Raw genomic sequence first — 23,277 nt, forward strand, 5'->3', positions numbered from 1 at the left:
ATATGAAGGGGAAAGGACCGGAGAACGGCGTCATTCTTGCGGCTTGTATTGGAGATTGCGTCCATGTGGCGGGAGTCATGGCTTTCCTCGATATCGCAAGAAGTCATGGTTTCGAGACGACATTCATGGGGCCTGCGGTTCCTGTCTCATCCTTGCTGGAAGAGGCAGGAAGACTCAAGCCTGACATCATTGCCATAAGCTATCGTTTAGATCCATCTGCTCTTGGCAACCTGCTTTCTGAATTCAAGGAAGGTATCTCGAAAGCTAGGATTGAGGGGACTAGGCTTCTTTTTGGCGGCACCCCTGCAACAGGCGAGATTGCCAAGAAATCCGGGATCTTCTCTCATATCTTCACCGGAGGAGAATCTCCTGATGAGGTGCGGGTGATTCTCCTGCAGGAGCAGGCTCAGCCGGAGGCCAATAAAGCTCATGCGAAAAACCTCATAGAAAGGATCGAAGGAAAGAAGCCCTTCCCTCTGCTAAGGCATCATTTCGGCCTTCCCACGGTGGAAGAGACAGTAAAGGGAGCCCGGGAGATAGCGATGGCAGGCGTCTTGGATGTGCTCTCCTTAGGTCCTGACCAGAATGCCCAAGAACACTTCTTCCATCCAGAAGACATGGACCCTGCGCAAAACGGAGCAGGCGGGGTCCCAGTTCGAACAAGAGAAGATTTCATCAGGATATATGAAGCCTCCAGATGTGGGAATCACCCGCTGGTCAGATGCTATAGCGGAACCCGCGACATCATCAAAATGGCTGCTGTCCTCAAGGAAACCATACACAACGCCTGGTGCGCGGTGCCCCTTTTCTGGTATAACGTCCTCGATGGCAGGAGCACACGCCCGCTCAAAGATGCCATATCCGAGAATCAGCAAGTGATGAAATGGCATGCAGACAGGGGCATACCGGTCGAAGTGAACGAAGCCCATCACTGGAGCCTCAGGAACGCTCCCGACGCCGTGGCGGTGGCAACTGCATTTCTCGCCGCTTACAACGCCAAGAAGATGGGAGTAAAGCACTATGTGGCTCAGTACATGCTCAATACACCACCTGCAACATACGCCAGGATGGATCTTGCGAAGATGTTGGCTAAGATAGAGCTTATAGAGGCCCTCCATGACAATGATTTCATCTCATACCGGCAGGTACGTGGGGGACTGGCCAGCATGTCGCCAGAGAAAGATTTTGCAAAGGGACAGCTGGCAGCCAGCACCTTTTTGGGCATGCTCCTGAGACCGCACATTGTTCACGTGGTAGGCTTCTCGGAAGCATATGATGTAGCAAGACCTAAAGAGGTCATAGAAAGCGTCCAGATAGCCGCAGGCACCATCCACAATATCCTGGATGGCTCGATAGATATCCAAAATGACCCCATCATAATGGAAAGGAAGGAGTTTCTGCTAAAGGAGGCCGGTGTGATTCTGGATGCTATCTATACAATTGGCAAGGGTTCTCCTGATCCATGGTCTGATCCAGAGACTCTTGCTTCGGCGGTGAAGCTTGGCATACTTGACGCTCCACATCTGGTGGGCAATCCCGCAGCCTGCGGGAAGATCACAACCAGGATCATTGACGGGGCATGTTGGTCTTGCGACCCGCATACCGGAGAACCCGTCACTGAAGGCCAGAGAATTCGTGCCCTTGGGCTATAGGCGCCATAATCTCGCCATATATGAAGTTCCCAGTTTGCTGATTGGCTGAACCTCGTAGTAGAATCGCCAAATACGGCAATGGTTCTCAGGGAGCGGGTAGACAGCGATACCGCTCCCTAAGAATTTCATGCTATGATCTTCAATCCTATAGTGGGGTCAACCCAAGGTGATTAATCTATCTCTAGCCCTCATCATCTTCCTCGTCTTCCTCCTCGTCTTCCTCATCTTCAGTAGAATCGGCGTCATCATCCTCGTCCATGGCTTCCATTTCCTCAGCCCATGCCTCATCTAGAGCGTCTACCACGCGCTCGTATTCGTCATCGTCTACATCAACGAGGATTTCCTCTCCGTTTTCATGCTCGACTCTGAAGATCCTTTCCTCCAGATAATCCTCATCGTCATTAGCCACTTGAGAGTCGGAAACATCAGGCAAGAGCACAGCATAGGTCTTGCCGTCCAGCTCGATGGTATCAAGCACTGTAAAGGTCTCTTCCTGCCCATCATCATAAACGAGTGTTATGACATCCTCATCTGTCAGATTTTGATCCGGCATCCCAATACCCCCTTCCCCGATTACCTGCATCGAGCAGTAGCTATCTTGCCCGCAACAGCCAGATTTCATACGATCTCACCCTGGTCGACATGCCCAGTCTCGCCTTTAGCTAGATAGTCCGCGCAATGCACATAATCCAGGTAGCTTTGTAATATCAGCGTCGCGGCCATCTGGTCCAGCTTCCGCTTACGTTTCTGCCGGCTTACGTCCGCTTCCAGCATAGCCCGTTCAGCTGCCACCGTAGAAAGCCTTTCATCCCAGGTCTCGACTGAAGCAGAGATTTCCTTCTTCACTTCCTCACAAAATTTGAGAACGTCCCTGGCCGCTTCTCCCAGGGTGCCATCCATATTCTTGGGTAACCCTACCACAACCCGCTGCGCCTGGGTTTCATGTATGATCGCTTTGAGCTCTTCTATAGCCTGCCGCTTGGATTTACGAAGGATACGACCATAACCCTGAGCAACCATCCCGGTCGGGTCGCTAATTGCAACCCCTATTATCTTACGACCAATATCGAGGCCGATAGTTCGCATGATATCACCCCCATCAAATGCCCGGAAAGGGATCTCAATAGACCCTTATGTGCAATCCCGGGCACGCTGAGGCGCAATACCCGCACAAGATGCAGCGCGATCTGTCAACTACAGGCTTGCCGCCCTCCAGCCTCAAGGCATGATAACGGCACCTTTCCACGCACCTGCCGCAACCCTGGCACCAATCTTCTATATGAATAGTCTTACCAATGGATCGGGGATAGACCACCGCTCGTTCAACCTCGACCTCTTCATCTTCAACGTCCAAAGCTATATCTCCACCCAGCAGCTTCAGGTTTTCCATGAGCTCAGACGATGACTGCATACCAATGGCGATTGAATCTACGTATTCCAGTCGGCTCACATAGGATATGGCCTGATGGAATTTTGGCAGGAGGTTGCCTCCCCCGAGGGCCTTCATCAGATAGATCCCCTTGCCTGCCTTATGCGCATCCTTTACTGCAAGTTCCATCTGAGACCTTGTTCCATCTATGATCCCCAGGCCCATCATATTCAAGAGAGGATGAATAACATCGATCTCCGGCATCAAAGCCGCCTGTTTGACTACCTCAACTGCATGAGTCGACACCCCGACCGCCCTTATGAGCCCCTGAGACTTGGCATCTACAAGATAGCGAAGAGCATCTTCATGGCCTTTAAGGGTCAACCTGGACTCCTGCTCATGCAACATAAATATGTCAATATAGCTGGTGCCCAATTCCCGGAGGGCTCGCTCAACGCTTTTTCTCATTCCGTCATAGGTGTAGGCGTAGGATTTGGATGCAATCACCACATCCTCACGACGCGCCTCGATAAGCATCTTATGTAAATGGGGGTATGTCCTGTAAAGCTCTGCAGTATCAAAAAAATTGACGCCCGCTTCGATGGCGTCCAGAAATAGCTGAGCTGCGGCATCAACTGATAAATTACATTGAAGCGGCCCAATGGTCAACGTCCCAAAACAGAGCTTCGACACCTCGATTTCAGTTGAACCCAGCTTCCTTCTTACCAAGCATTGATTTCTATTCAATTAACCAACCCTCATTCCTCTCTGGTAAAGGGCGCAAGATAGGAACGCACCAGTTCCTCGAGGATTTCATCCCTGTCGATCTTGCGAATCAGGTTCCTGGCATTTCTGTGACTGGTTATATAGGTAGGGTCCCCGGAGAGGAGGTAACCGACCAGTTGATTCACAGGGTTATAGCCCTTTTCTCGAAGGGCAAGATATACCTGCTGAAGCGCCGCCCGAATGGAAGCTGCCTCCTCGGAAACCACCTTAAATGTCTGGGTTTCCTCATGAATATCTTTCACCGGACCATACACCTCCTGCTGACAATTCCTTATTGCAAGAAGCTGCCCAATTGCTTTTGTATAGCAATCCTGGCGGCATCCAGGGCTGCATCCAAGAGTTCGACATTTCGAGCGCCTGCCTCGGCAATCTCAGGTTTGCCGCCGCCCCCGCCACCTGCCGCGCGCGCAGCCGTCCTTACGATCTCCCCGGCATTGACCCCCTTACTAGTGAGATCTTTGCTGGCCATCGCAATGAAACCAGCATGTCCATCCACCCTTGAACCAATAACAAGCACGCCAGATCCGAGCCTATCTCTGATCAAATCACCCAGGGTCCTCAATTCATCAGCCTTGAGTCCTTCGACCCGGCCTACGAGCACCCTGACACCATTAATGTTCTCAGCATCTTGAACCAGCCTGTCCGCCTTTTCTTTCAGGAAATGCGACCTCAAGGACGCGATCTCTTTTTCTAATTCCTTCTGGTGTTCAAGGAGAAGCGCAACGCGTGAAGGCAACTCACTATATGTGGATTTCATCTGAGAAGCCGCTCCCTCCAGCGCGGCTTCGAGATCCCTGACGTAGGCAAGAGCATATGGCCCGGTCACCGCGTCGATCCTTTTCACCCCGGCGGCGATGCTGGTGGCGCCAAGAATCTTGAAGATCCCAATCTGACCGGTGCGCATGAGGTGGGTTCCACCACATAATTCCAGACTCACATCGGAAATCCTGACTACCCGCACTCTATCGCCATATTTCTCGCCAAATAGTGCCATTGCCCCCATTTTCCTGGCGTCTTCTAATGATGTCTCGAAGGTCTCCACCGGGAGATCGCTCATGATCATCTCATTCACGGCATCCTCTATGGCCGACAGCTGACCTTTATCTGGGGTATCAGAGCTTGAAAAATCAAAACGGAGGCGATCGGGAGCCACCAAAGAACCCGATTGAAACACATGCTCACCCAGGACTTTTCTGAGCGCAGAGTGCAAAAGATGAGTAGAGGTGTGATTGCGGGCGGTCGATAATCTCCTTTCCCGGTCAACATGCGCAGTCACCAAATCACCGGTCGAAAGAGATCCTTTTTCCACCGCGACCTCATGCAGAATCGCTCCGCCAATGCGATGGACACCCTTTACCATTGCGACGCCATTCGGCCCTTCAATGACACCTTCATCCGCCACTTGGCCGCCAGACTCAGCATAAAATGGGGTTCGATCGAGCAGCGCCTGCCCTACCTCACCTTCATTCAGGACCTCTGTATCTTCGTCCTTACCGAATATTTTAAGTATCTCCGATTCTGTCGTGAGAACATCATATCCAATGAATTGGGTCTCGACCCCAGCCAATTTTTCCGCACTCGATGTCATATCACCAAGATAGCCTGCGGTCTGCCTTGCGGCACGCGCCCTTTCCCTTTGCTCATTCATAAGCCGCAAAAATCCCTTGTGATCGACAGACAGCCCGGCCTCGTGACATATTTCCTCGGTGAGTTCGTAAGGGAAACCATAGGTATCATAAAGCCTAAATGCATCAGCTCCGGGAAGGCTGTCTTCCCCGTTTGCCTTAAGCCCCTGAAGCAATCCGTTGAGCAATGAAGTGCCCTGCTCAAGGGTTTCCATAAAACGAGATTCTTCCGCCTCTATAACTCGTAGAATATGATCATGGCGTTCGGTGAGTTCTGGATAGGCACTACCCATAGTATCCATGACCGCTTCCGCCACCATCGCGAGGAATGGTTTATCTATGCCAATGAGCCTTCCATGCCTCACCGCTCGCCTCAGCAGCCGACGCAGGACGTATCCCCTGCCTTCATTCGAGGGAACCACGCCGTCGCTCACAAGAAAGGTGACCCCTCTCATATGGTCAGTGATAACTCGGAAGGATCTATCCCATATTTCCTTTTCCCCATACTTCTTGCCAGAGACTTTTGCTATGCTGGCGATGACAGGCTCGAAGAGGTCCGTTTCAAATACCGTTTCTACCCCCTGGAGAATGGCAGAGACTCTCTCGAGGCCCATCCCGGTGTCGATGCTCTTCTTCTCCAGCAGATGATAATTCCCCTCTTCATCCTTCCTGAATTGAATGAAGACCAAATTCCAGATCTCCATGAACCGATCGCAATCACATTCCACGCCGCAGTCAGACTTGCCACATCCATGTTCTGGCCCGCGATCTACGAAGATCTCAGAACACGGCCCACACGGCCCTACGCCAATCTCCCAGAAGTTGGTGTCCTTGCCGAGGCGAACAATCTTATGGGCCGGAACGCCAACGACTTTGTTCCATATTTCAAATGCCTCATCATCATCCAGATAGATGGTCACCCACAGATCTCCAGGATCGAAGCCGAGGCCTTGCGTTACGAATTCCCATGCCCACGGAATAGCCTGATCTTTAAAATAATCCCCAAAGGAGAAATTGCCAAGCATCTCAAAGAATGTGCAATGACGCGCAGTCTTGCCCACATTATCGATGTCAGCCGTGCGAAGACACCTCTGGCACGTGCTGATCCTCGTGGAAGGAGGAACTTCCGTCCCGAGGAAGTATGGTTTAAATGGGACCATACCTGCCCCAGTCAGGAGCAGGGTCTTGTCTCCTCTTGGAATCAAAGAGGCACTGGGCAGAATAAGATGTCCCTTGCCACGAAAGAAATCGAGAAATCTCTTTCTTAATTCCTGGCTGGATAGATTATTAGGTCTTTTCAAGATCCCGGACATATTCCTTGCCGCGGCATCTGCCCTGCGTAGACTCATGGAAAAGCCGCAGCATGCCTCCTTTCGATCACTGGACACCGCCTGTTGAGCTAGGACTATCATACCTAAATACGCTATTTGTTGTCAATCTTGTTCCCAATCGCCCTTTCCCAGATAAAACCCGCAAGGACATTCAACACGGCGGTCACCGGGACTGCTATGAGCAATCCGGTGAAACCTAGGAGTTCAGCCCCAACCAAGAGGGAAAATACTACGACGAGCGGATGAAGACCCACACGGTCGCCGAGGATCTTAGGGGCAATGAGCGAACTCTCGAGTTGCTGGATCAAGATAAAAACAATTCCTGCCCATAGGCCGGTCCACGGCGATTTCAAAAGAGACGCGCATACGGCAGGGATCGCCCCTAAGATCGGGCCAAAATATGGTATGACATTCAAGATGCCTGCCAGTATACCAACAATTAGAGCGAAATCCACATCCATGAGGGCCAGGGCGATGGTTGTGAGAATTCCCACGATGGCCCCAACAAGCAACTGACCTCTCACATAGCTGCTCAGAATGCCGTCTATCTGCCCCACAAGCGCGATTATATCTCCCCTGCCCTTCGCCAGGAGGAAACCCGCGATCCTCCCCCGGATCCTGTTTATGTCCTTAGTCAAATAAAAGGCCAGCACTGGTACGATTATGATCCCTAGAAAATGAGACAGAATCCCCATAAGGGTCTCTACCAGTTCCTTGGCCAGGTCCCGGATATATAGTTCACCGCGGTTGATCGCATCATTTATGGCCGCACGGAGCGCCATAGGAATATAAAATCTATCAAACCGGTCATATAAAGCCGCAAGGCCTAGCTGCAACCTTGCCGCATGAGATGGCAGGATGATGACCATCTGCTCCAGCTGGCTCAGAAAACGCGGAAAGAAATATATGCACGCCAGCGACATCGAGATGATTATTGCGATATATACTATTGCGGTCCCAATGGCCCTGGGAGCGCCCCGCCTTTCTAAAAAGGTGACGACGGGATCGATCATGTAAGCGAACGCTGCGGCCAGGAAAAAAGGCGCCAGCACTGCCCTTATGCGATATAAAAAGGCCGCAAGCGCGGCCCCCAGCAAGATAAAGACCAAATATCTCCAGATGCGTCTCACTCAAGCCTTCCCAGGCCGAGTCTGCGACCTAACCCGAGAACGCGCATTCCGAGGCCAGAGGCGCCTTCCATAGCTCTTTCATTCGCCCGATTGATAGATCTCACCACCTTACCTGCGGTCCTCCTTGTCCTCGACCCCATTCTTGCGACACTGTCGGTCATCATAGAACTCCTCCGTCTGAGGGATCGAACGTACATATATATCCCAATGGAGGCGCCAATGGCTGCCCCAGTGAGGAGCGATCTCCAAAACCTGCGCATCCTATTATCACTTCCTTCCTTAGAAGATCATTCACCGTATCTTGCCCTAACCGAACCTGTTTCTAGTATTGACCCGCGAGCGACAAAATATCAATTTATGGATAGGGGCTTTCCCTGAAGGAATCGTCTGCAATAAGTCGAAAAAATAAAAGATCCATGGGTGATTTTCGCTTTTCGCGCTAAATGACAAATGACCCGCAAACCAACGAAGCAAGGAGGGAATGTCATTTCTCTGCCGACGAAATTCGGCAGTTTCTTGACGCGCTTCATATGAAAATCGTCATTGCTCCAGATTCATTCAAAGGCAGCCTTTCCAGTTTTGAAGTCTGTAAATCCATACAAGAAGGACTTAGCATGGCATTACCAGGATCGAGCATTGTCTCAGTGCCAATGGCTGATGGGGGCGAAGGGACTCTTGACGCGCTAGTTCAGGCAACCGGGGGACGAAAGGTAGAGCATACGGTGACAGGTCCCCTGGGAGATCCGGTAAAGGCCTGCTTTGGTGTCCTGGGTGACGGGGAGACCGGCATCGTAGAAATGGCCCAAGCATCAGGCCTCACTCTCATACCTGAGAAGATGCGCAACCCGCTGCTGACTACCACCTACGGGGTCGGCGAACTAATTGCGGCTTGCATCAACGAAGGCTGCAAGCATATAATCGTAGCCATCGGAGGGAGCGCTACAAATGATGGCGGCGCAGGGATGGCGCAGGCGCTGGGCGCTCGTCTCCTGGACCAGGGCGGGAAGGAAATCGGATTTGGGGGTGGCGAACTCATAAGGTTATCCCGTATAATTGTCGATGATATGCTTCCCCAGATCCGAAAAGGCGATGTCTCGGTAGTGGTTGCCTGTGATGTAGACAACCCCCTCACAGGCCCTCGAGGCGCGTCAGCCGTCTACGGCCCGCAGAAAGGCGCGACCCCCGAGATGGTCAAGATGCTGGATGCAGCATTATCTCATTATGCAAATGTCATCCGGCGCGATCTCGGGAAACAGGTGGATTCAATTCCAGGCGCAGGCGCCGCAGGTGGCCTGGGCGCGGGGCTCATAGCGTTTTTAGATGCGAAGCTGAAGCGCGGCATCGAAATCGTGATAGAGGCAACCCGGCTGGAAGAATCCATAAGAGACGCGGATCTAGTCATAACAGGTGAGGGGCGGATCGATGGCCAGACGGCATTTGGGAAGACACCATTTGGAGTGGCAAAAGTGGCTGCCCGCAATAATGTGCCATGCATAGCTATCGGCGGTGGGATCGAGGAGGGGGCTGAAAGCTTATATGGCCATGGCATCAAGGCATTGTTCAGCATTGTGCGCAAACCGATGACAGTGGATGATGCTATGGGACAAGCTGCTGCGCTGCTGCGTGATACCGCCCGCGCAATAGGTTGCGTCCTTAAAATAGGTGCCGAGATGGGAAACGGAGCAGGCAGGGAGAAAACTAGGGTTTTGAAACAGGTTTCTTTTTAAGCTGGGGGTGTGTCCCATAATCGAAATCAAGGGGCTTACAAAGGTCTATAAATCAAATGGTCACGAAATCGTAGCGCTAGATGATGTCAATCTCACTATTGATTCTGGAGAAATTTTTGGGGTGATCGGACTCAGCGGCGCGGGCAAGAGCACTCTCGTGAGATGCATAAACATGCTTGAGCGCCCACAATCAGGTTCCATCATGATAGGCGGGACTGATATAACCCGGCTTCATGGCAAGGATTTGAGACTTGCGCGGCGTCAGATAGGCATGATCTTCCAGCATTTTAATTTACTTTCATCTCGGACAGTGTTCGGGAACGTGGCATTTCCACTGGAGATCATGGGCCTCAAGGGGAATGAAATAAAGTCGAGGGTGAATGAGCTCCTCGCAATGGTAGGATTGGAAGATAAGCGGAACGCCTATCCAGCCCAGTTGAGTGGGGGACAAAAACAGCGGGTTGGTATCGCCCGCGCTCTTGCAGCAGAGCCGAAGGTTCTTCTCTCTGATGAAGCGACCTCTGCGTTGGACCCAACTACCACTCATTCAATCCTGGAGCTTCTCAAGGATATAAACCGTAAACTGGGGCTGACCATCATCTTGATCACTCATGAAATGGGCGTGATCAAGGAAATATGCGATAGGGTAGCGGTAATTCAGGATGGGAGGATTGTAGAGGTCGGAACGGTGCTGGATGTATTTTCACATCCAAAAAGCAAGACCGCAAAGGAATTTACTCGTGGTATTCTCAACCTTGAAATCCCTGAACAATTGTTCAAAAACAACGAGGGAATCGAGGGTGAACTGCTCAAGATCTCATTCATAGGTGAGTCCGCAGGTAAACCACTTATTTCATCTATCGTGAGGGAATTTTCTATTGATGCCAATATCCTCTTTGGGAAGGTAGATTATATTCAGGAAACGCCTTTTGGGACATTGCTCATCGCCCTCTCTGGCGATCATTTCCAGGTGATGAGGGCAATCGAACATATGAAAGCGCTCGGCCTGGAAATCGAAATCATAAAGAACAATATCGGTTCAACCCGGTCCGGGAAAAATCTCAGTCAAGAGGAGGTGGAGTAAAGAAATGCTGGATTCCCAGATTCTAATTCTATTGAAACAAGCGACTATTGAAACCTTATATATGGTCGGGCTTTCTAGCGCCATAGCAGTTCCTCTTGGGCTCCCCGTGGGGATCCTACTGATATGCACGGAATCAAATGGCATCCTTGAAAACAGGTATTTATATTCGGTCTTATCCTGGATCGTCAATATAGGGCGTTCTATTCCTTTCATCATTTTGATGGTGGCGGTCGTCCCATTCACCAGGGCGCTGGTCGGCACGTCTATCGGAACAACGGCCGCCATCGTCCCGCTGGCTATTGCAGCCATTCCATTCGTGGCGCGCCTGGTGGAAAGTTCCCTCAAGGAAATCAGCGGAGGGGTCATCGAAGCCGCTCAGGCCATGGGGGCCACGCCATGGCAGATCATCCGCAAGGTTTTGATACCAGAGGCTCTGCCATCATTGATCCTGGGCGCCACAATAACGGCCATAAACCTGGTAGGATATTCAGCAATGGCAGGAGCCATAGGAGGGGGCGGGCTAGGAGACCTGGCGATCAGATATGGATACCAGCGCTTCCGCTCCGATGTGATGCTGGTGACTGTAATTGAGCTAGTCCTGATTGTGCAGGGCATTCAAATGGCGGGGGACTGGATAGCTCGGAAGCTAGACCATCGATAGCGTGCAGGGCCGTCCATTTGTTCCAAATTCAGAACAATATTCTCTGGCGTCTCATGTGAATACTGAGCACGAGTCCCATGGCGGCCAGATTTGCCATGAGCGAACTGCCGCCGTAGCTCATGAATGGGAGTGGGATTCCGGTGACGGGCATTATGCTCATGGTCATTCCTACATTTACCATGACATGGAATAGAAGCATAGATGCCACGCCTGAACAAATCAGGCGACCATAATCATCCTTGGCCTGGGCTGCAGCGGCTAGAGATCTCGAGATGATAAACAGGAATCCCAATAGAATGATTGCTGCGCCAATGAAACCCAGCTCTTCGCCAACGACTGAAAAAATAAAGTCAGTATGATGGGCAGGCAGGAAATTCAGCTGCCCCTGCGTCCCATGGAAAAGACCCTTGCCAAAAAATCTCCCAGAACCAATGGCAATAGTCGATTGGATCACATTATAACCTTCGCCCAGCGGATCTCTATATGGGTTGATGAAGATCAGAAGCCTTGCCCGCTGGTAGTCCTTGAGGCAGAAAAAGTACACCAGCGGAGACGCGATTGCCCCGCTCCCCACAAGGATGAGAAGATCCCTGACCCTGGCCCCCGCAGCATAGAGCATTCCTAACAGCACCGCCAGGAAAACAAGTGCGGTACCGAGGTCATTTTGGAGGAGGATCAGTCCCATGGGGACAGCTACATGAACCAGAGGAGAGATGAGCCCGCCGAGAGACTGGATGTCCTCTTTCTCCGCCAGGTGATTCGCCAAGGTCATGATGACCAGAAGTTTAGAAAATTCGGAAGGTTGAAAGGAGAGCGGACCTAGCCTGATCCATGCCTGGGCTCCTGAGACACTGCGGCCTATCAAGAGCACCAGTCCGAGCATCCCGATATTTCCCCAATATAGGATACCGGACATGCGCTGAAATACCTGGTAATCGCTGCTAATAGCCACCAACATCAGAAAAACGCCGAGAATCGCGGATAGCAACTGTCGCTTGAAGAAGGATAGAGGGTCGCCAGCCGCCAGAGGGCTAGACTTTGTTGCGCCGTAGACGAAGACTACCCCCAGGGCCGTCATCCCCAGGACAACTATAAGGAGGATAAAATCTAGATTCTTTAGAAGTCTCTTATCAAAGAGCATCCTCCAATTACTCCCGAAGGCTATGATACCGTGTATGGCATAAAATCCTTCTCATCCATACAATCATGATCCGCCCGTCCATCAATGTCTCCTTTCGGAACCAGCCGATATCTTCGTCTTGCCAGAAGAGCGCCTGGCAGAACCATTCTCTGACTTTAGCCTCAATACTGGGATATTCGCCACGAGAGCCATAGCCTCACCCCGGTCGTTATCTAGATGCACCTGCGTGCGGCCCTCGTCCACATCCATATACTTAGAGGCTGCCCGGATGAGGTCTACCTTAAGCTTCTCAAAGATCTGAGGCGGAACTCCGGCCCTGTCCTGCACAAGGACCATGCGCAGCCTTTCTTTGGCTATGTTTTTGCTGGGGATGTCAGAGCGCCTTCCTAAGAAACGGCCCAGAAGTTCAAACATCAAAGTCGCCCCCTCCGCATCCTTTTCCTACCTCACAAAAGCGACGAGACGCCGCAATTTGCTGAGAAGACCATTGTTTTCCGTAAGAGGCATAAAGGGAACCTCTTCCCCTGTAATACGCCTTGCTGTATTCCTGAAGGCCTGCCCGGCTTTTGCGCGCGAATCAAGGACAGCTGGTTCCCCCTTGTTCGTAGATACTATTATACTCTCATCGTCCGGTATGATACCAATGAGATTTACAGCCAGAATATCCAGGACATCACTTATATCCAGCATATCTTGCCGTCTCACCATATCCGGTCTCACCCTGTTTATGATTAGCTCAGGGGCCTTCAAATCATGTGCCTCCAAGATCCCTACTATCCTGTCAGCATCCCTCACGGCAGAGACCTCCGGGGTGGTCACTATGAGGGCACGATCAGCTCCGGCTATGGCATTCTTGAAACCCTTTTCGATACCCGCAGGGCAGTCGATCATCACATAATCGAACTCAGCCCTGAGTCCATCACATAAAGATTTCATCTGCTCAGGATTCACCGCATCCTTATCACGGGATTGCGGGGCCGGAAGCAGGAATAGATTATCGAAACGCTTGTCCCTTATGAGGGCCTGGCGAAGCTTGCAGTGCCCCTCGATGACATCCACGATGTGATAGACGATGCGGTTCTCAAGTCCCATTACTATGTCAAGATTTCTGAGGCCAATATCTGTATCTACCAGAACCACCCTCCGGCCCAGCATGGCAAGGGCGGTACCCAAATTAGCGGTGGCGGTAGTCTTTCCAACTCCGCCCTTGCCAGAAGTTATGACTATAACCTCGCCGTTCATGCACCTACCTCCCCACAGGGAAATACGACTCAATGACAATTGTGCCATCCCTGATACGAGCTATTTCAGGAACGTTTGGCCCTCTAGATCTCCCATCAGGCGAGCGCGTCAACATATTCGCGATCCTGAGCTGAGTGGGAGAAAGGCGAAATGCAACCACCACGGCCTGTTCGTTGTTTGGCGCGCCAGCATGAGCTAAACCCCTTAGGGCGCCCACTACGATTATATCCCCTCCCGCCATCACCTCAGCTCCTGGGTTTACGTCCCCGAGGATTACCAGATTGCCCGGAGCGGTTGCTTGCTGCCCGGAGCGAATCGTGCGGCGCAGAAGCAACGTTTCTTCCGGGAGCGCCGTAGGCAGCAGTATATTATCATCCGTGCCGGGCTCTTTTTCATGGATCTTGGGCTCCTGAAGCTCTTTCATCCTGATTCCAAACGGCCCAACGACCTTTGTCAACTTGAGCCCATGTCGCTGCAGGACATCAGTCAGCTGCACGATGATATCATCATCTAATGAACGATCACCAAGATCCAAGATGGCTTTAGCTCCGGCGAAAAAGTGATCGCGCCTTGAGAGCTTTTGTTCGAGATCGCGCGTCAGAGCGTCAATGCTCTGATTGCGCGGGATGACCACGAGCAAACCTTCCTTAGTTCCTTTGAAAACAACCTGATCTGTTCGCATGAAGCTCCCCCCGGCCCAGTGTACTTTCCTCATTCATTGTGAAAATCCTCCCCCTTGTCCCAAATCCTTTTCTGGGCTCTTGGGCGCTTTTTCATCAAAGTAAGCTTGAAGTATCTTCCTGGCTATTGGCGCCGCGGCTGCGGCTCCGGAGACACCTCGTTCCACGAAGGTCAGCACAACAACCTCGGGGTTGTCAGCAGGAGCGAAGGCCGCAAACCATGCATGGCTCGGTCCAGGAGGCGCCTGTGCCGTCCCGGTCTTGCCCGCCACAGGAACGGGAAACCTATAAAATGATCCGGCTGCAGTTCCACCAGGGGAGGTCACTGCTTTCATACCGTTGATGATGATATCCCGATTCTCAGGAGATATGGGGACATGGCCGTTTACCCGTACCTTGGAATGCCAGACCACCTGACCTGTGGAATCCAACACCTTGGATACAACATGCGGTTCATATAGCCATCCTCCGTTGGCCAGGGCAACGTAGGCCATGGCAAGCTGAATAGGGGTGACTGATAGAGCCCCCTGGCCAATGGCCACATCGAGGGTTTCATCTGGATACCATATCCTGTCCGATCCTTTATAAGTTCGTTCCTTCCATTCCCTGTCTGGGACAAGCCCGGCATTTTCTCTCGGGATCACGCTGAACCCTGTGGGCATACCAAACCCATACAGTCTGGCCCATTTGGAAAGCAAATCAATGCCTATCCTGCGTCCAAGCTCATAAAACACTATATTACATGAATTCTTTATCCCGTCAACCAGGTTCTGAACGCCATGGCTCTGCCCTCTAGCCAAAATCCAGCAGGCCTTCCCCGAGATCGGGTCTCTGCCGTGACATACAAATCTATCATTGATCGTGACCTTTCCTTCCTCAAGGGCGGCGGTGGCAGTGACTATCTTGAACGTGGAGCCAGGTGGATAAGAAAACATGGTAATCCGATTGGCCAGCGGATTCGTCGGGTTATTTAGCGCTTTCCACTTGGCAGGTGATATCCCCCTTACAAAATCATTTGGATCAAATCCCGGCTTGCTCACCATAGCCAGGATATCACCGTTTCTAGGGTCCACCACCAGGGCACCCCCGCCTTTCACATGCTTAGTATCCTGTTTGCCCTGGAGACTTTCAAGTCCCCGAGAAAGCGCTTCTTCTGCCGCCTTCTGCAGCTTTACATCTATCGTGAGCACTATATCATCGCCAGGAATAGGATTACGGTCGCCCAGCACGCGCACAGGCCGGCCAAGGCTGTTGACCTCGACCTGCTGTCCGCCGTCCTGGCCATGGAGATATTTCTCATATGTGGCCTCGATGCCAGTTTTTCCGATTATATCGCCCGGCTTATAGCCGTGGCTGCTCAACTCCTTCAGTTCAGACGGACCGATCTGCCCTATATAGCCCAAGAGATGGCATGCCAGATCTCCAAATGGATAATATCTCACCGGCAGTTCTTCTACGATCACGCCAGGAAGCTCATATCTTCTCTCTTCGATGGCAGTGATCAATGCCGGGTCCGCGTCGATAACGAGCCGCACCGGTTCGAAAGATCGTTCGCCAGAATCAGATATCTTCTTCTTAAGATCCTTCACATCTATTCCCAAAATTCGACTCAGCCAGGATAGAGATTCCGGCGATTTATCTAATTCGCGCGGTATGACGGAGATAGTATAAGCCATACGACTCGAGGCTATAGGAATTCCATTTCGATCGAGAATCCTTCCCCTGGGTGCAGGGATCCTGATGAGACGAATGCGATTTCCCTCAGAGAGAGTTGCATAGAGATCCCCATGTACTATTTGAAGCTGCCAGAGCCTCCCCAAAAGAAGCAAAAAGATGGCGATAGTAACTATGCTCATTAATCGGAGTCTTCGGTCAGGCTTCTGTTCCGACATGCGATGCCTCCCAATTGCCAGAAAACGCCACCCAGATTGCTACTGCGGGAGTGAGAAACACGGTAAGCAGTAGCGAGTATATTTCAACACGGATAAAATGTAAAAGACTTCCGTCAAGCATGCCCAAAGATATGCAGAGTCCCAATGTGATGGCGACCTTTATAATGCCAGTCATAGCTACCAAGAGGGTCGGCACCACCAAATTGTCCCTGAACAATATCTCATGCATAGCCCCGGCAAGATAACCACAGGTCACTTTACTTAGGGCGGAAATGCCGATGACCCCACCTGCCAGCATATCTTCAAGAAGACCGCCCGCGAGGCCCCAGCCGAGCCCTGCTAGCAATCCACGGTCAAGGCTATAAAGAATCACGAGTATGAGCACAAGATCAGCATGAACGCCCGGTGGAGCAAAACGTGGAATCACCGCCGATTCCAAAGCAACCGCAAAAAACAAGGTTAGTACCCGGGATACCAAGCGAAGAACTTTGCCATACTTCATTATTGTCCAGATGAGGAGCTCGTTCCCCCCTTTATGTCTCCCTCTGCCGAGGGCAAGACCTTACTAGTTATGACCAGGACTTCCTCCAATTTGGCAAAATCTACATCCGGCTTGACGAGAGCGTTTTTCCCAACAAGATATTTCCCTGCGCTCACATCGATTATCGTCCCAATTAGGAGCCCCTTTGGGAATATCCCACCCAGTCCCGACGAAATTATCTGATCGCCAACCCTCAGGTCCGCATCCGAGCTAAGCGGCTTCAAGCGACAGAGAGCCGTCTCCTGGCTTTGGCCTTCCACAAGCGCCAGATCCCGTGTCCGGTGAACTATTCCCCCCACAGCGCTCTTTGGATCTATAATGGGTAAGACAGTGGAAGTGCTTGGCGTAACGGAAATCACGCGGCCAACCAGTCCTCCCAAATAGATGACAGGCATGTCTTTTCTGACTCCATCCCTCTTACCTTTATCGAGAATCAGACTAGATGTGATCCTGGATGGATCGCGACCGATAACTCTTGCAGCAACTGTATTGTAGGGAGCGGCCTCCTTGAACCCGAGAAGTTGCTTTAGCCTTTCGTTCTCCGCCTTATATTCAGATAATTGCATCAGCTCCGCATTAAGCTTCGCGACTTCGCGGGCTAGCTCAAGGTTTTCTCGTCTCAGCTGGCCGATATGCCCCACGGTCCATACAGCACGATTTACATAAGAGGCTATTTCTGAAAAAAAGGACAGGAGGGGCCTGAGAGCCTCACAGATCATCTCCTCCGCAAAGGTCAATCGGCCCCTTTCCCTGGCCGTGACATAAATTATTGATACCAGGAGAAAAAAGATTACAATATAGCCCCAAATCCGCCTGCTAACTATGAACTGGTGCATCTTACCCCCTCATTGCAGCAAATGGGAATCGGCAATCCGACCCGGCCCGTTCAGGCCCTGGTATCAGTCAGCAGGACCTTTCTGAAAACATCCAGACTCTCGAGGCACTTGCCGGTGCCCAGAGCTACACACTTCATCGGGTCCTCCGTAAGATGGACAGGCATCCCTGTCTCATTTGCAAGCAGCCTGTCAATGCCCCTCAGGAGGGAACCTCCGCCGGTCATGACTATGCCCTTGTCCATGATGTCAGCGGCAAGTTCAGGCGGCGTGCGTTCCAGGGTTACGCGAACGGCATCTATAATAGCGCGCACAGGTTCTTGAAGAGCGTCCCTGATTTCAGCAGCCTCCACGGAAACAGTCTTGGGGAGCCCCGTGACCATATCGCGGCCTTTGATCTCCATAGAACCCTCCCCTTCAAAAGGACAGGCTGAGCCCAGGACTCTCTTGACCTCTTCTGCGGTACGCTCGCCGATCATAAGGCTATATGTTCGCTTGACATGCTGGACTATAGCCTCGTTCATCTCATCCCCGGCGGTCCTCACTGAACGGCTTGCCACTATGCCGCCCAGTGAAATGACGGCGATCTCCGTGGTGCCACCACCTACATCGACTATCATGCTGCCCGAAGGATCGTGGACAGGCAACCCCGCGCCGATGGCTGCTGCCATCGGTTCCTCTATAAGATAGGCTTCCCTGGCCCCTGCCTCGAGTGCTGCGTTTATGACCGCCCTTTTCTCTACCTCTGTGACCCCGCAAGGAACCCCTACAACCACCCTCGGTCTCACAATACCTCTGCCGCCATGCGCCTTTCTGATGAAATGCCGGAGCATGGTCTCTGTCACATCAAAGTCAGCGATGACGCCGTCCTTCATGGGGCGAATGACAACTATGCTCCCCGGGGTGCGGCCTACCATCTTATTTGCTTCCTCTCCGACTGCCAACACCTCGTTGGTTTCCCTCCGTATTGCCACTACAGAGGGCTCCTGGAGCACAATACCATTGCCTTTCACATATACTAGCGTATTTGCGGTGCCGAGATCTATTCCCATGTCTTTTGAAAACAACCTGAAGATTGGATCTAATATCATCTGCAGATTCTCCCTTCGAAGTCCAGAGGCCGGGAATCAATCGAGGCCGAGCCCTCTTTCCCTGAGACTTACAAACCGGCCGTCCCCCAATATGACATGATCTAGCACCTGAATTCCGAGGATCTCACCGGCCCTTACCAGCTGCTTCGTTATTTCAATATCCTGATGGCTTGGCGATGGATCCCCGCTGGGATGGTTATGCACCAATATCACCGCGGCGCTTGATCTGCGAATAGCGTCCTTGAACACCTCCCTCGGATGAACAAGAGAGGAGTTGAGACATCCTATGGATATATTCGATATCCCCAGAACGCGATGTTTTGCGTTTAGAAGAACGGCTCTGAAATGCTCCCTATCAAGATACTTCATGTCGGGCATCAATAAGGCTGCGATATCATCTGCTCCCAATATTTGGGGGCGATCCTCTGGAACAAAAGCCATTAGACGCAAACCTAACTCGAGCGAAGCTTTTAATTCCGCAGCCTTTATCTTGCCAATTCCGTCAACTTGCGCTAGCTCGTCCAGACTAGCTTCAGCAAGACCGCCGAGATTGCCAAACTTGCAGAGGAGACTATTTGCCACATCAATTGCCTTTGACTTCCTGGACCCGGTCCTTAGGATGATGGCAATGAGTTCGGACGTCGACAAAGCGGCACTACCTCGGCGTATGAGCCTCTCGCGAGGCCTTTCATCCTCTGGGAGATCCTTCATGGTGATATTACCCACGCTCATTATTGCAGACACCCGCCTTTACATAGCTGTCGCGGGGTTCCGACCCATAAGCCATGACCGGCTGTGGGTCTTCTTCCAGCTGATGAAGGGCAGGTAGACTTCAGGCAGTCCTACAGATCCATGAGGTCTATCCCAAGATCCTGAGTGAGTTCAGCAAACTTTGCCAACGGCAATCCAACGACATTGAAATAACAACCGCAAATGCCCTCAACAAGCAGAGCCCCTTTACCTTGGATCGCATATGCGCCTGCCTTGCCAAGAGGTTCGCCTGAACGAATATAGCCTTCGATGATCTCAGGCGAGATGCGTCGCATCTTTACTTCTGTCTTATCATGGGCCACCCTGAATTCCATAGTATCGGATAACACCACCGCGACGCCGCTCATCACGTAATGTGACCGGCCCTGAAGCTGCAACAGCATCTCCCGGGCCTCCCGCTCGTCAGCAGGTTTTCCCATGATTTCGCCATCATTGGTCACCACCACAGTGTCGGCTCCAACCACAAGTCGCTTGCGGTCCCTCATTTCCGAAGCCACCTCTCGGGCTTTGGCCAGAGACAATTCCTCAACCAGACGGTGCGGCGGGAGTCCGCTGAAGGCATTCTCATCGATCCCGCTGGGGATGACCTTGAATGGCAAACCCAGAAGTTCAAAAATCCATTTTCTGCCCACAGATTGAGATGCGAGCACTACCTCGTACAGTCTAACATTCCTCCTAAGGATTTACAACCCCAAAATGCTTGGTTAGAAGATAGATTTCAGCATAAAATATCTGGGGGCAACACCGGTATCGGGGCAGGCTTCCGCTTATGCTCGCTGCGCCTATGCATAGTCAGGACCTTTTCACGCACATCCTCGCTAGCGACGCCAGTGAGCAAATAGCGATCCAAAGCCTCATAAGTGATGCCCATTTCCCCTTCATCTGTCTGCCCGGCCCAAAGCCCTGCGCTAGGCGCTTTTGTAATAATCTGCTCAGGCACCCCAAGGAATGAAGCCAATTCCCACACCTGTGTCTTGACAAGGCCTCCTATAGGAAGAATATCGACTCCGCCGTCTCCATATTTAGTGAAGTACCCGATTTCCCTTTCGCTTCGGTTTCCAGTTCCAGCGACAAGATAGTCGAGTCTATTGGCAAAATAATACCAGGCCATCATCCGCAACCTTGGCTTGAGATTTGCTTCAGCAAGGGGAATCCTCTGGCTGGAGCCGCTCTTCCGTTTCTCATTTTCGCCGTCAGGATTGAAAACAGCAAGGGCAAGATCATAAAGCGGACCTAGATCTATAGTCCTTACTGGTATATCAAAAGCCTCAGCCACGGCCATGGCATCGTGGATATCATCAGGGTGGCTATGAGCAGGCAAGATCAATCCCAGAACATTATCAGGGAACGCTCTCTTAGCCAGTGCCCCCACTACAGCCGAGTCTACTCCTCCGCTGAGACCCACGACAATGCCCTTTGCCCCCGCGGCGTGAACCTGATCCTGTATCCATTCTACCAGCTTGGCTGTCACCTGACTGCAATCCATAATAAAACCCCTTCCAGAAAACTAATGCAGAATGAGGACGAATGGCCCCCACTATCAGGAGGCCACAACACATTCCATCGCCCGGGAATTCTCCCCATCCCTCATCACGATACATTTGGTAGGACATTTTTCCACGCATAAGCCACAGGCATCACATTTTTCAGGGAGAATCCTGGCGAGATTATTTTCCAGGACAATGGCGGAATTGGGGCAGGCCTTCACGCAAAGCCCGCAACCTATGCACCCGACCTTGCACGCCTTACGCACATCAGCGCCCCTGGCCTCTGATTTACACCGGACCTCGACCCGACTCTTCTCCGGCAACAGCACCATGATATGTCGCGGGCATGCGATGACACACCTGCCACACCCGGTACACTTGGCTTCATCCACCACAGGTAGCCCGTTTTCTCCCATCTTCATAGCATCAAAAGGACAGGCGGCAACGCATGAACCAAACCCCAGGCAACCATAGACGCAAGCCTTTGGCCCATTGGATACGAGCTCCGCCGCCCTGCAATCTTGGATGCCTGAATAGAGAAAACGTAACGAAGCGTTTGCCCGGTCACCGCCGCACATCACGCGAGCCACCTTGCGCACATACTCCTTCACTGGTTCTTGTCCCATGATGGCGGAGATCTTCGCCGCGACGGCGGCTCCCCCTACCGGGCATGATGAAGTTGGAGCCAGCCCCTTCGCAATCGCCTCAGCAAGCCCGCTACAGCCAGGATAGCCGCATCCTCCACAATTTGCCCCGGGCAACACCTCTATTATCTTTTCAATCCTTGGATCCTGTTCAACAGCGAATTTCTTGGCCGCAAGAGCAAGGGCTACACCGAAGAGGGCTCCAAGCCCGCCAAGCGCCAGAATCGCTTTAAGGTAAACCATTTATATCACCTCTTATCTTGCAGTGCCTTACCTTCTGCCTGCGTCGGGGATAGGTGCCCCTCTTATCCCATACCTAGGAGCGCCTCGAGTTTGAAGCCGGTAAAGCCAAGAAACGCTATAGACATCAAACCGGCTGTGATGAGAGCAATTGGAAATCCCCGCAGCGCGGCGGGTATAGGAGCAAAATCCATTCTCTCGCGGATACCTGAAAATAGCACGATGGCAAGGGTGAATCCTGCCGCGCCGGCGACGCCATTTACTGCTGTCTGTATCATATTGTAGCCCTCACGAATGTTCAGGATCGATACACCCAGGACGGCGCAGTTGGTGGTGATGAGCGGCAGATATATCCCCAGTGCCTGGTAGAGGCTCGGGCTGACCTTGAGGATCACCATCTCGACCAGCTGCACAAGCGCAGCAATCACCAGGATGAAAACTATAGTCTGGAGATATTCAAGATTCAACGGAACCAATAGATAATACTGAGCCGCCCAGGTGATCACTGATGCCACCGCCATTACGAAGATCACTGCCATACCCATCCCGATGGCGGTCTCCGTCCTTTTGGAGACCCCGATAAATGGACATATGCCGAGGAATCGAGACAATATGAAATTGTTCAAAAGAACCCCAGCGAGGAATATCACTAGTAATTCTTTCATAAGAATCCATCACTCCTTCCGGCCGCTATCCGTCCCGTCTGGTCCCATACGCCTATTTCCTTCGGGTAATTGTATTTATGAGCCCGATCAAGAGACCCAAAGTAATGAAGGCGCCTGGCGGCAGGAGCATCATGACCGGACTGTACTCTTGGCTGAAGAGATGTATGCCAGAAAACCCGAAATCCGGGGCGGCCAGGACTGTCCCGGTTCCGATTGCTTCCCGGATGAAACTCAATAGAGTGAGCGCGAAGGTAAAACCAAGCCCCATTCCTATCCCATCAGCGATGGATGCCACCACCGAATGCTTCGAGGCAAAGGCCTCTGCCCGGGCGAGAATGATACAGTTCACTACGATGAGAGGAATGAAGATGCCCAGGACCTCATGAAGGCCGGGCGTAAAGGCTGCCATCACCAGATCCACTACTGTCACAAAGGATGCAATGACGACAATGAAACACGGTATCCGGATCTTGGGAGGTATTATGCTCCTCAAAGCCGAGACTATAAGATTGGAGCCCACCAGAACGAATGTGGCAGCTATGCCCATGCCGATGCCATTGGTGACAGCCAGACTGGTTGCCAGCACCGGGCACATGCCAATCAAGAGTCGAAATGTAGGGTTTTCATCAACGATGCCATTCTTGAGGATTGAGAAAAACCGCATAAAATTCACCTCTCATTTACC

The 23,277-nt window shown here is 51.9% G+C and carries 25 protein-coding genes; 4 read left to right on the forward strand and 21 right to left on the reverse strand.

Going from position 1 to position 23,277, the window contains the following annotated elements; translation table 11 throughout:
* Window positions 1–2: 2 nt before the first annotated feature.
* Complete coding sequence (locus HPY52_02365) at window positions 3–1,652, forward strand: methionine synthase (protein NPV79110.1); 1,650 nt, start codon at window positions 3–5, stop codon at window positions 1,650–1,652.
* Between the two features lie 181 nt (window positions 1,653–1,833).
* Here HPY52_02365 and HPY52_02370 read toward each other — a convergent pair whose 3' ends face one another.
* The 7 genes from HPY52_02370 to HPY52_02400 all read right to left on the reverse strand — a co-directional run bounded on the left by HPY52_02370 (window position 1,834) and on the right by HPY52_02400 (window position 8,054).
* On the reverse strand, window positions 1,834–2,205 hold the full coding sequence (locus HPY52_02370; protein NPV79111.1) for a DUF1292 domain-containing protein: 372 nt from the start codon (window positions 2,203–2,205) through the stop codon (window positions 1,834–1,836).
* Window positions 2,206–2,270: 65 nt separating this feature from the next.
* On the reverse strand, window positions 2,271–2,738 hold the full coding sequence (gene ruvX, locus HPY52_02375; protein NPV79112.1) for a Holliday junction resolvase RuvX: 468 nt from the start codon (window positions 2,736–2,738) through the stop codon (window positions 2,271–2,273).
* Window positions 2,739–2,772: 34 nt separating this feature from the next.
* Entirely contained in the window at window positions 2,773–3,750 is a 978-nt protein-coding gene (locus HPY52_02380) for an aldo/keto reductase (GenBank protein NPV79113.1), read from the reverse strand.
* Between the two features lie 29 nt (window positions 3,751–3,779).
* Window positions 3,780–4,049, reverse strand: a complete 270-nt coding sequence (locus tag HPY52_02385; GenBank protein NPV79114.1) for an IreB family regulatory phosphoprotein — start codon at window positions 4,047–4,049, stop codon at window positions 3,780–3,782.
* A gap of 29 nt (window positions 4,050–4,078) precedes the next feature.
* Window positions 4,079–6,745, reverse strand: a complete 2,667-nt coding sequence (alaS, locus tag HPY52_02390; protein ID NPV79115.1) for an alanine--tRNA ligase — start codon at window positions 6,743–6,745, stop codon at window positions 4,079–4,081.
* Window positions 6,746–6,855: 110 nt separating this feature from the next.
* On the reverse strand, window positions 6,856–7,893 hold the full coding sequence (locus tag HPY52_02395; GenBank protein ID NPV79116.1) for an AI-2E family transporter: 1,038 nt from the start codon (window positions 7,891–7,893) through the stop codon (window positions 6,856–6,858).
* Window positions 7,890–8,054 carry a hypothetical protein gene (locus HPY52_02400; protein NPV79117.1) on the reverse strand — a complete coding sequence of 55 codons (165 nt, stop codon included), beginning with the start codon at window positions 8,052–8,054 and terminating at the stop codon, window positions 7,890–7,892. The genes HPY52_02395 and HPY52_02400 overlap by 4 nt, the downstream gene beginning before the upstream one ends.
* A gap of 369 nt (window positions 8,055–8,423) precedes the next feature.
* Here HPY52_02400 and HPY52_02405 point away from each other — a divergent pair, with 369 nt between their 5' ends.
* Genes HPY52_02405 through HPY52_02415 form a run of 3 tightly spaced genes read left to right on the forward strand, consistent with a single transcriptional unit; the run spans window position 8,424 to window position 11,365 of the window.
* A complete protein-coding gene (locus HPY52_02405; protein NPV79118.1) occupies window positions 8,424–9,620 on the forward strand; it encodes a glycerate kinase in 1,197 nt (398 codons plus the stop codon).
* 16 nt (window positions 9,621–9,636) lie between these two features.
* Entirely contained in the window at window positions 9,637–10,704 is a 1,068-nt protein-coding gene (locus tag HPY52_02410) for a methionine ABC transporter ATP-binding protein (GenBank protein NPV79119.1), read from the forward strand.
* 7 nt (window positions 10,705–10,711) lie between these two features.
* Entirely contained in the window at window positions 10,712–11,365 is a 654-nt protein-coding gene (locus HPY52_02415) for an ABC transporter permease (GenBank protein ID NPV79120.1), read from the forward strand.
* Window positions 11,366–11,393: 28 nt separating this feature from the next.
* Here the strand turns inward: HPY52_02415 and rodA are convergent, their stop codons facing one another.
* The 14 genes from rodA to HPY52_02485 all read right to left on the reverse strand — a co-directional run bounded on the left by rodA (window position 11,394) and on the right by HPY52_02485 (window position 23,256).
* A complete protein-coding gene (gene rodA, locus HPY52_02420; GenBank protein ID NPV79121.1) occupies window positions 11,394–12,506 on the reverse strand; it encodes a rod shape-determining protein RodA in 1,113 nt (370 codons plus the stop codon).
* 81 nt (window positions 12,507–12,587) lie between these two features.
* Window positions 12,588–12,920: a cell division topological specificity factor MinE gene (gene minE / locus HPY52_02425; protein ID NPV79122.1), complete on the reverse strand. Its 333-nt coding sequence runs from the start codon at window positions 12,918–12,920 to the stop codon at window positions 12,588–12,590.
* Between the two features lie 27 nt (window positions 12,921–12,947).
* Window positions 12,948–13,748 carry a septum site-determining protein MinD gene (minD, locus tag HPY52_02430; protein ID NPV79123.1) on the reverse strand — a complete coding sequence of 267 codons (801 nt, stop codon included), beginning with the start codon at window positions 13,746–13,748 and terminating at the stop codon, window positions 12,948–12,950.
* A 4-nt stretch (window positions 13,749–13,752) separates the two neighbouring features.
* On the reverse strand, window positions 13,753–14,430 hold the full coding sequence (minC, locus tag HPY52_02435; protein NPV79124.1) for a septum site-determining protein MinC: 678 nt from the start codon (window positions 14,428–14,430) through the stop codon (window positions 13,753–13,755).
* Window positions 14,431–14,463: 33 nt separating this feature from the next.
* Window positions 14,464–16,320: a penicillin-binding protein 2 gene (mrdA, locus tag HPY52_02440; GenBank protein ID NPV79125.1), complete on the reverse strand. Its 1,857-nt coding sequence runs from the start codon at window positions 16,318–16,320 to the stop codon at window positions 14,464–14,466.
* On the reverse strand, window positions 16,301–16,822 hold the full coding sequence (gene mreD / locus HPY52_02445) for a rod shape-determining protein MreD (protein NPV79126.1): 522 nt from the start codon (window positions 16,820–16,822) through the stop codon (window positions 16,301–16,303). Before mreD ends, mrdA begins: the two co-directional genes overlap by 20 nt.
* Window positions 16,822–17,697: a rod shape-determining protein MreC gene (gene mreC / locus HPY52_02450; GenBank protein ID NPV79127.1), complete on the reverse strand. Its 876-nt coding sequence runs from the start codon at window positions 17,695–17,697 to the stop codon at window positions 16,822–16,824. Before mreC ends, mreD begins: the two co-directional genes overlap by 1 nt.
* Window positions 17,698–17,747: 50 nt before the next feature.
* Entirely contained in the window at window positions 17,748–18,785 is a 1,038-nt protein-coding gene (locus HPY52_02455; protein NPV79128.1) for a rod shape-determining protein, read from the reverse strand.
* Between the two features lie 36 nt (window positions 18,786–18,821).
* A complete protein-coding gene (gene radC, locus HPY52_02460; GenBank protein ID NPV79129.1) occupies window positions 18,822–19,517 on the reverse strand; it encodes a DNA repair protein RadC in 696 nt (231 codons plus the stop codon).
* Window positions 19,518–19,627: 110 nt separating this feature from the next.
* Complete coding sequence (maf, locus tag HPY52_02465) at window positions 19,628–20,218, reverse strand: septum formation protein Maf (protein NPV79130.1); 591 nt, start codon at window positions 20,216–20,218, stop codon at window positions 19,628–19,630.
* Window positions 20,219–20,274: 56 nt separating this feature from the next.
* Complete coding sequence (gene nadE, locus HPY52_02470; protein ID NPV79131.1) at window positions 20,275–21,042, reverse strand: NAD(+) synthase; 768 nt, start codon at window positions 21,040–21,042, stop codon at window positions 20,275–20,277.
* A 54-nt stretch (window positions 21,043–21,096) separates the two neighbouring features.
* The gene (locus tag HPY52_02475) at window positions 21,097–21,930 is read right to left on the reverse strand and encodes an RnfABCDGE type electron transport complex subunit B (protein ID NPV79132.1); all 834 of its coding nucleotides are present in this window, start codon (window positions 21,928–21,930) and stop codon (window positions 21,097–21,099) included.
* A 62-nt stretch (window positions 21,931–21,992) separates the two neighbouring features.
* On the reverse strand, window positions 21,993–22,592 hold the full coding sequence (rsxA, locus tag HPY52_02480; protein NPV79133.1) for an electron transport complex subunit RsxA: 600 nt from the start codon (window positions 22,590–22,592) through the stop codon (window positions 21,993–21,995).
* A 52-nt stretch (window positions 22,593–22,644) separates the two neighbouring features.
* Entirely contained in the window at window positions 22,645–23,256 is a 612-nt protein-coding gene (locus tag HPY52_02485) for an electron transport complex subunit E (GenBank protein ID NPV79134.1), read from the reverse strand.
* Between the last annotated feature and the right edge of the window lie 21 nt (window positions 23,257–23,277).

The organism is Bacillota bacterium (assembly GCA_013178415.1).
Classification (GTDB): domain Bacteria; phylum Bacillota; class SHA-98; order Ch115; family Ch115; genus Ch115.

Bases quoted from the DNA above. Each gene is read 5' to 3' on its own strand.
- HPY52_02475 (NPV79132.1), bottom strand. From the start codon at position 21,930: ATGGTTTACCTTAAAGCGATTCTGGCGCTTGGCGGGCTTGGAGCCCTC.
- radC (NPV79129.1), bottom strand. From the start codon at position 19,517: ATGAGCGTGGGTAATATCACCATGAAGGATCTCCCAGAGGATGAAAGG.
- mreD (NPV79126.1), bottom strand. From the start codon at position 16,822: ATGAAGTATGGCAAAGTTCTTCGCTTGGTATCCCGGGTACTAACCTTG.
- minE (NPV79122.1), bottom strand. From the start codon at position 12,920: ATGTTTGAACTTCTGGGCCGTTTCTTAGGAAGGCGCTCTGACATCCCC.
- mrdA (NPV79125.1), bottom strand. From the start codon at position 16,320: ATGTCGGAACAGAAGCCTGACCGAAGACTCCGATTAATGAGCATAGTT.
- minC (NPV79124.1), bottom strand. From the start codon at position 14,430: ATGCGAACAGATCAGGTTGTTTTCAAAGGAACTAAGGAAGGTTTGCTC.
- minD (NPV79123.1), bottom strand. From the start codon at position 13,748: ATGAACGGCGAGGTTATAGTCATAACTTCTGGCAAGGGCGGAGTTGGA.
- HPY52_02365 (NPV79110.1), top strand. From the start codon at position 3: ATGAAGGGGAAAGGACCGGAGAACGGCGTCATTCTTGCGGCTTGTATT.
- rodA (NPV79121.1), bottom strand. From the start codon at position 12,506: ATGCTCTTTGATAAGAGACTTCTAAAGAATCTAGATTTTATCCTCCTT.
- mreC (NPV79127.1), bottom strand. From the start codon at position 17,697: ATGCACCAGTTCATAGTTAGCAGGCGGATTTGGGGCTATATTGTAATC.
- HPY52_02455 (NPV79128.1), bottom strand. From the start codon at position 18,785: ATGATATTAGATCCAATCTTCAGGTTGTTTTCAAAAGACATGGGAATA.
- rsxA (NPV79133.1), bottom strand. From the start codon at position 22,592: ATGAAAGAATTACTAGTGATATTCCTCGCTGGGGTTCTTTTGAACAAT.
- alaS (NPV79115.1), bottom strand. From the start codon at position 6,745: ATGTCCGGGATCTTGAAAAGACCTAATAATCTATCCAGCCAGGAATTA.
- HPY52_02400 (NPV79117.1), bottom strand. From the start codon at position 8,054: ATGACCGACAGTGTCGCAAGAATGGGGTCGAGGACAAGGAGGACCGCA.
- HPY52_02485 (NPV79134.1), bottom strand. From the start codon at position 23,256: ATGCGGTTTTTCTCAATCCTCAAGAATGGCATCGTTGATGAAAACCCT.
- HPY52_02405 (NPV79118.1), top strand. From the start codon at position 8,424: ATGAAAATCGTCATTGCTCCAGATTCATTCAAAGGCAGCCTTTCCAGT.
- ruvX (NPV79112.1), bottom strand. From the start codon at position 2,738: ATGCGAACTATCGGCCTCGATATTGGTCGTAAGATAATAGGGGTTGCA.
- nadE (NPV79131.1), bottom strand. From the start codon at position 21,042: ATGGATTGCAGTCAGGTGACAGCCAAGCTGGTAGAATGGATACAGGAT.
- HPY52_02370 (NPV79111.1), bottom strand. From the start codon at position 2,205: ATGCCGGATCAAAATCTGACAGATGAGGATGTCATAACACTCGTTTAT.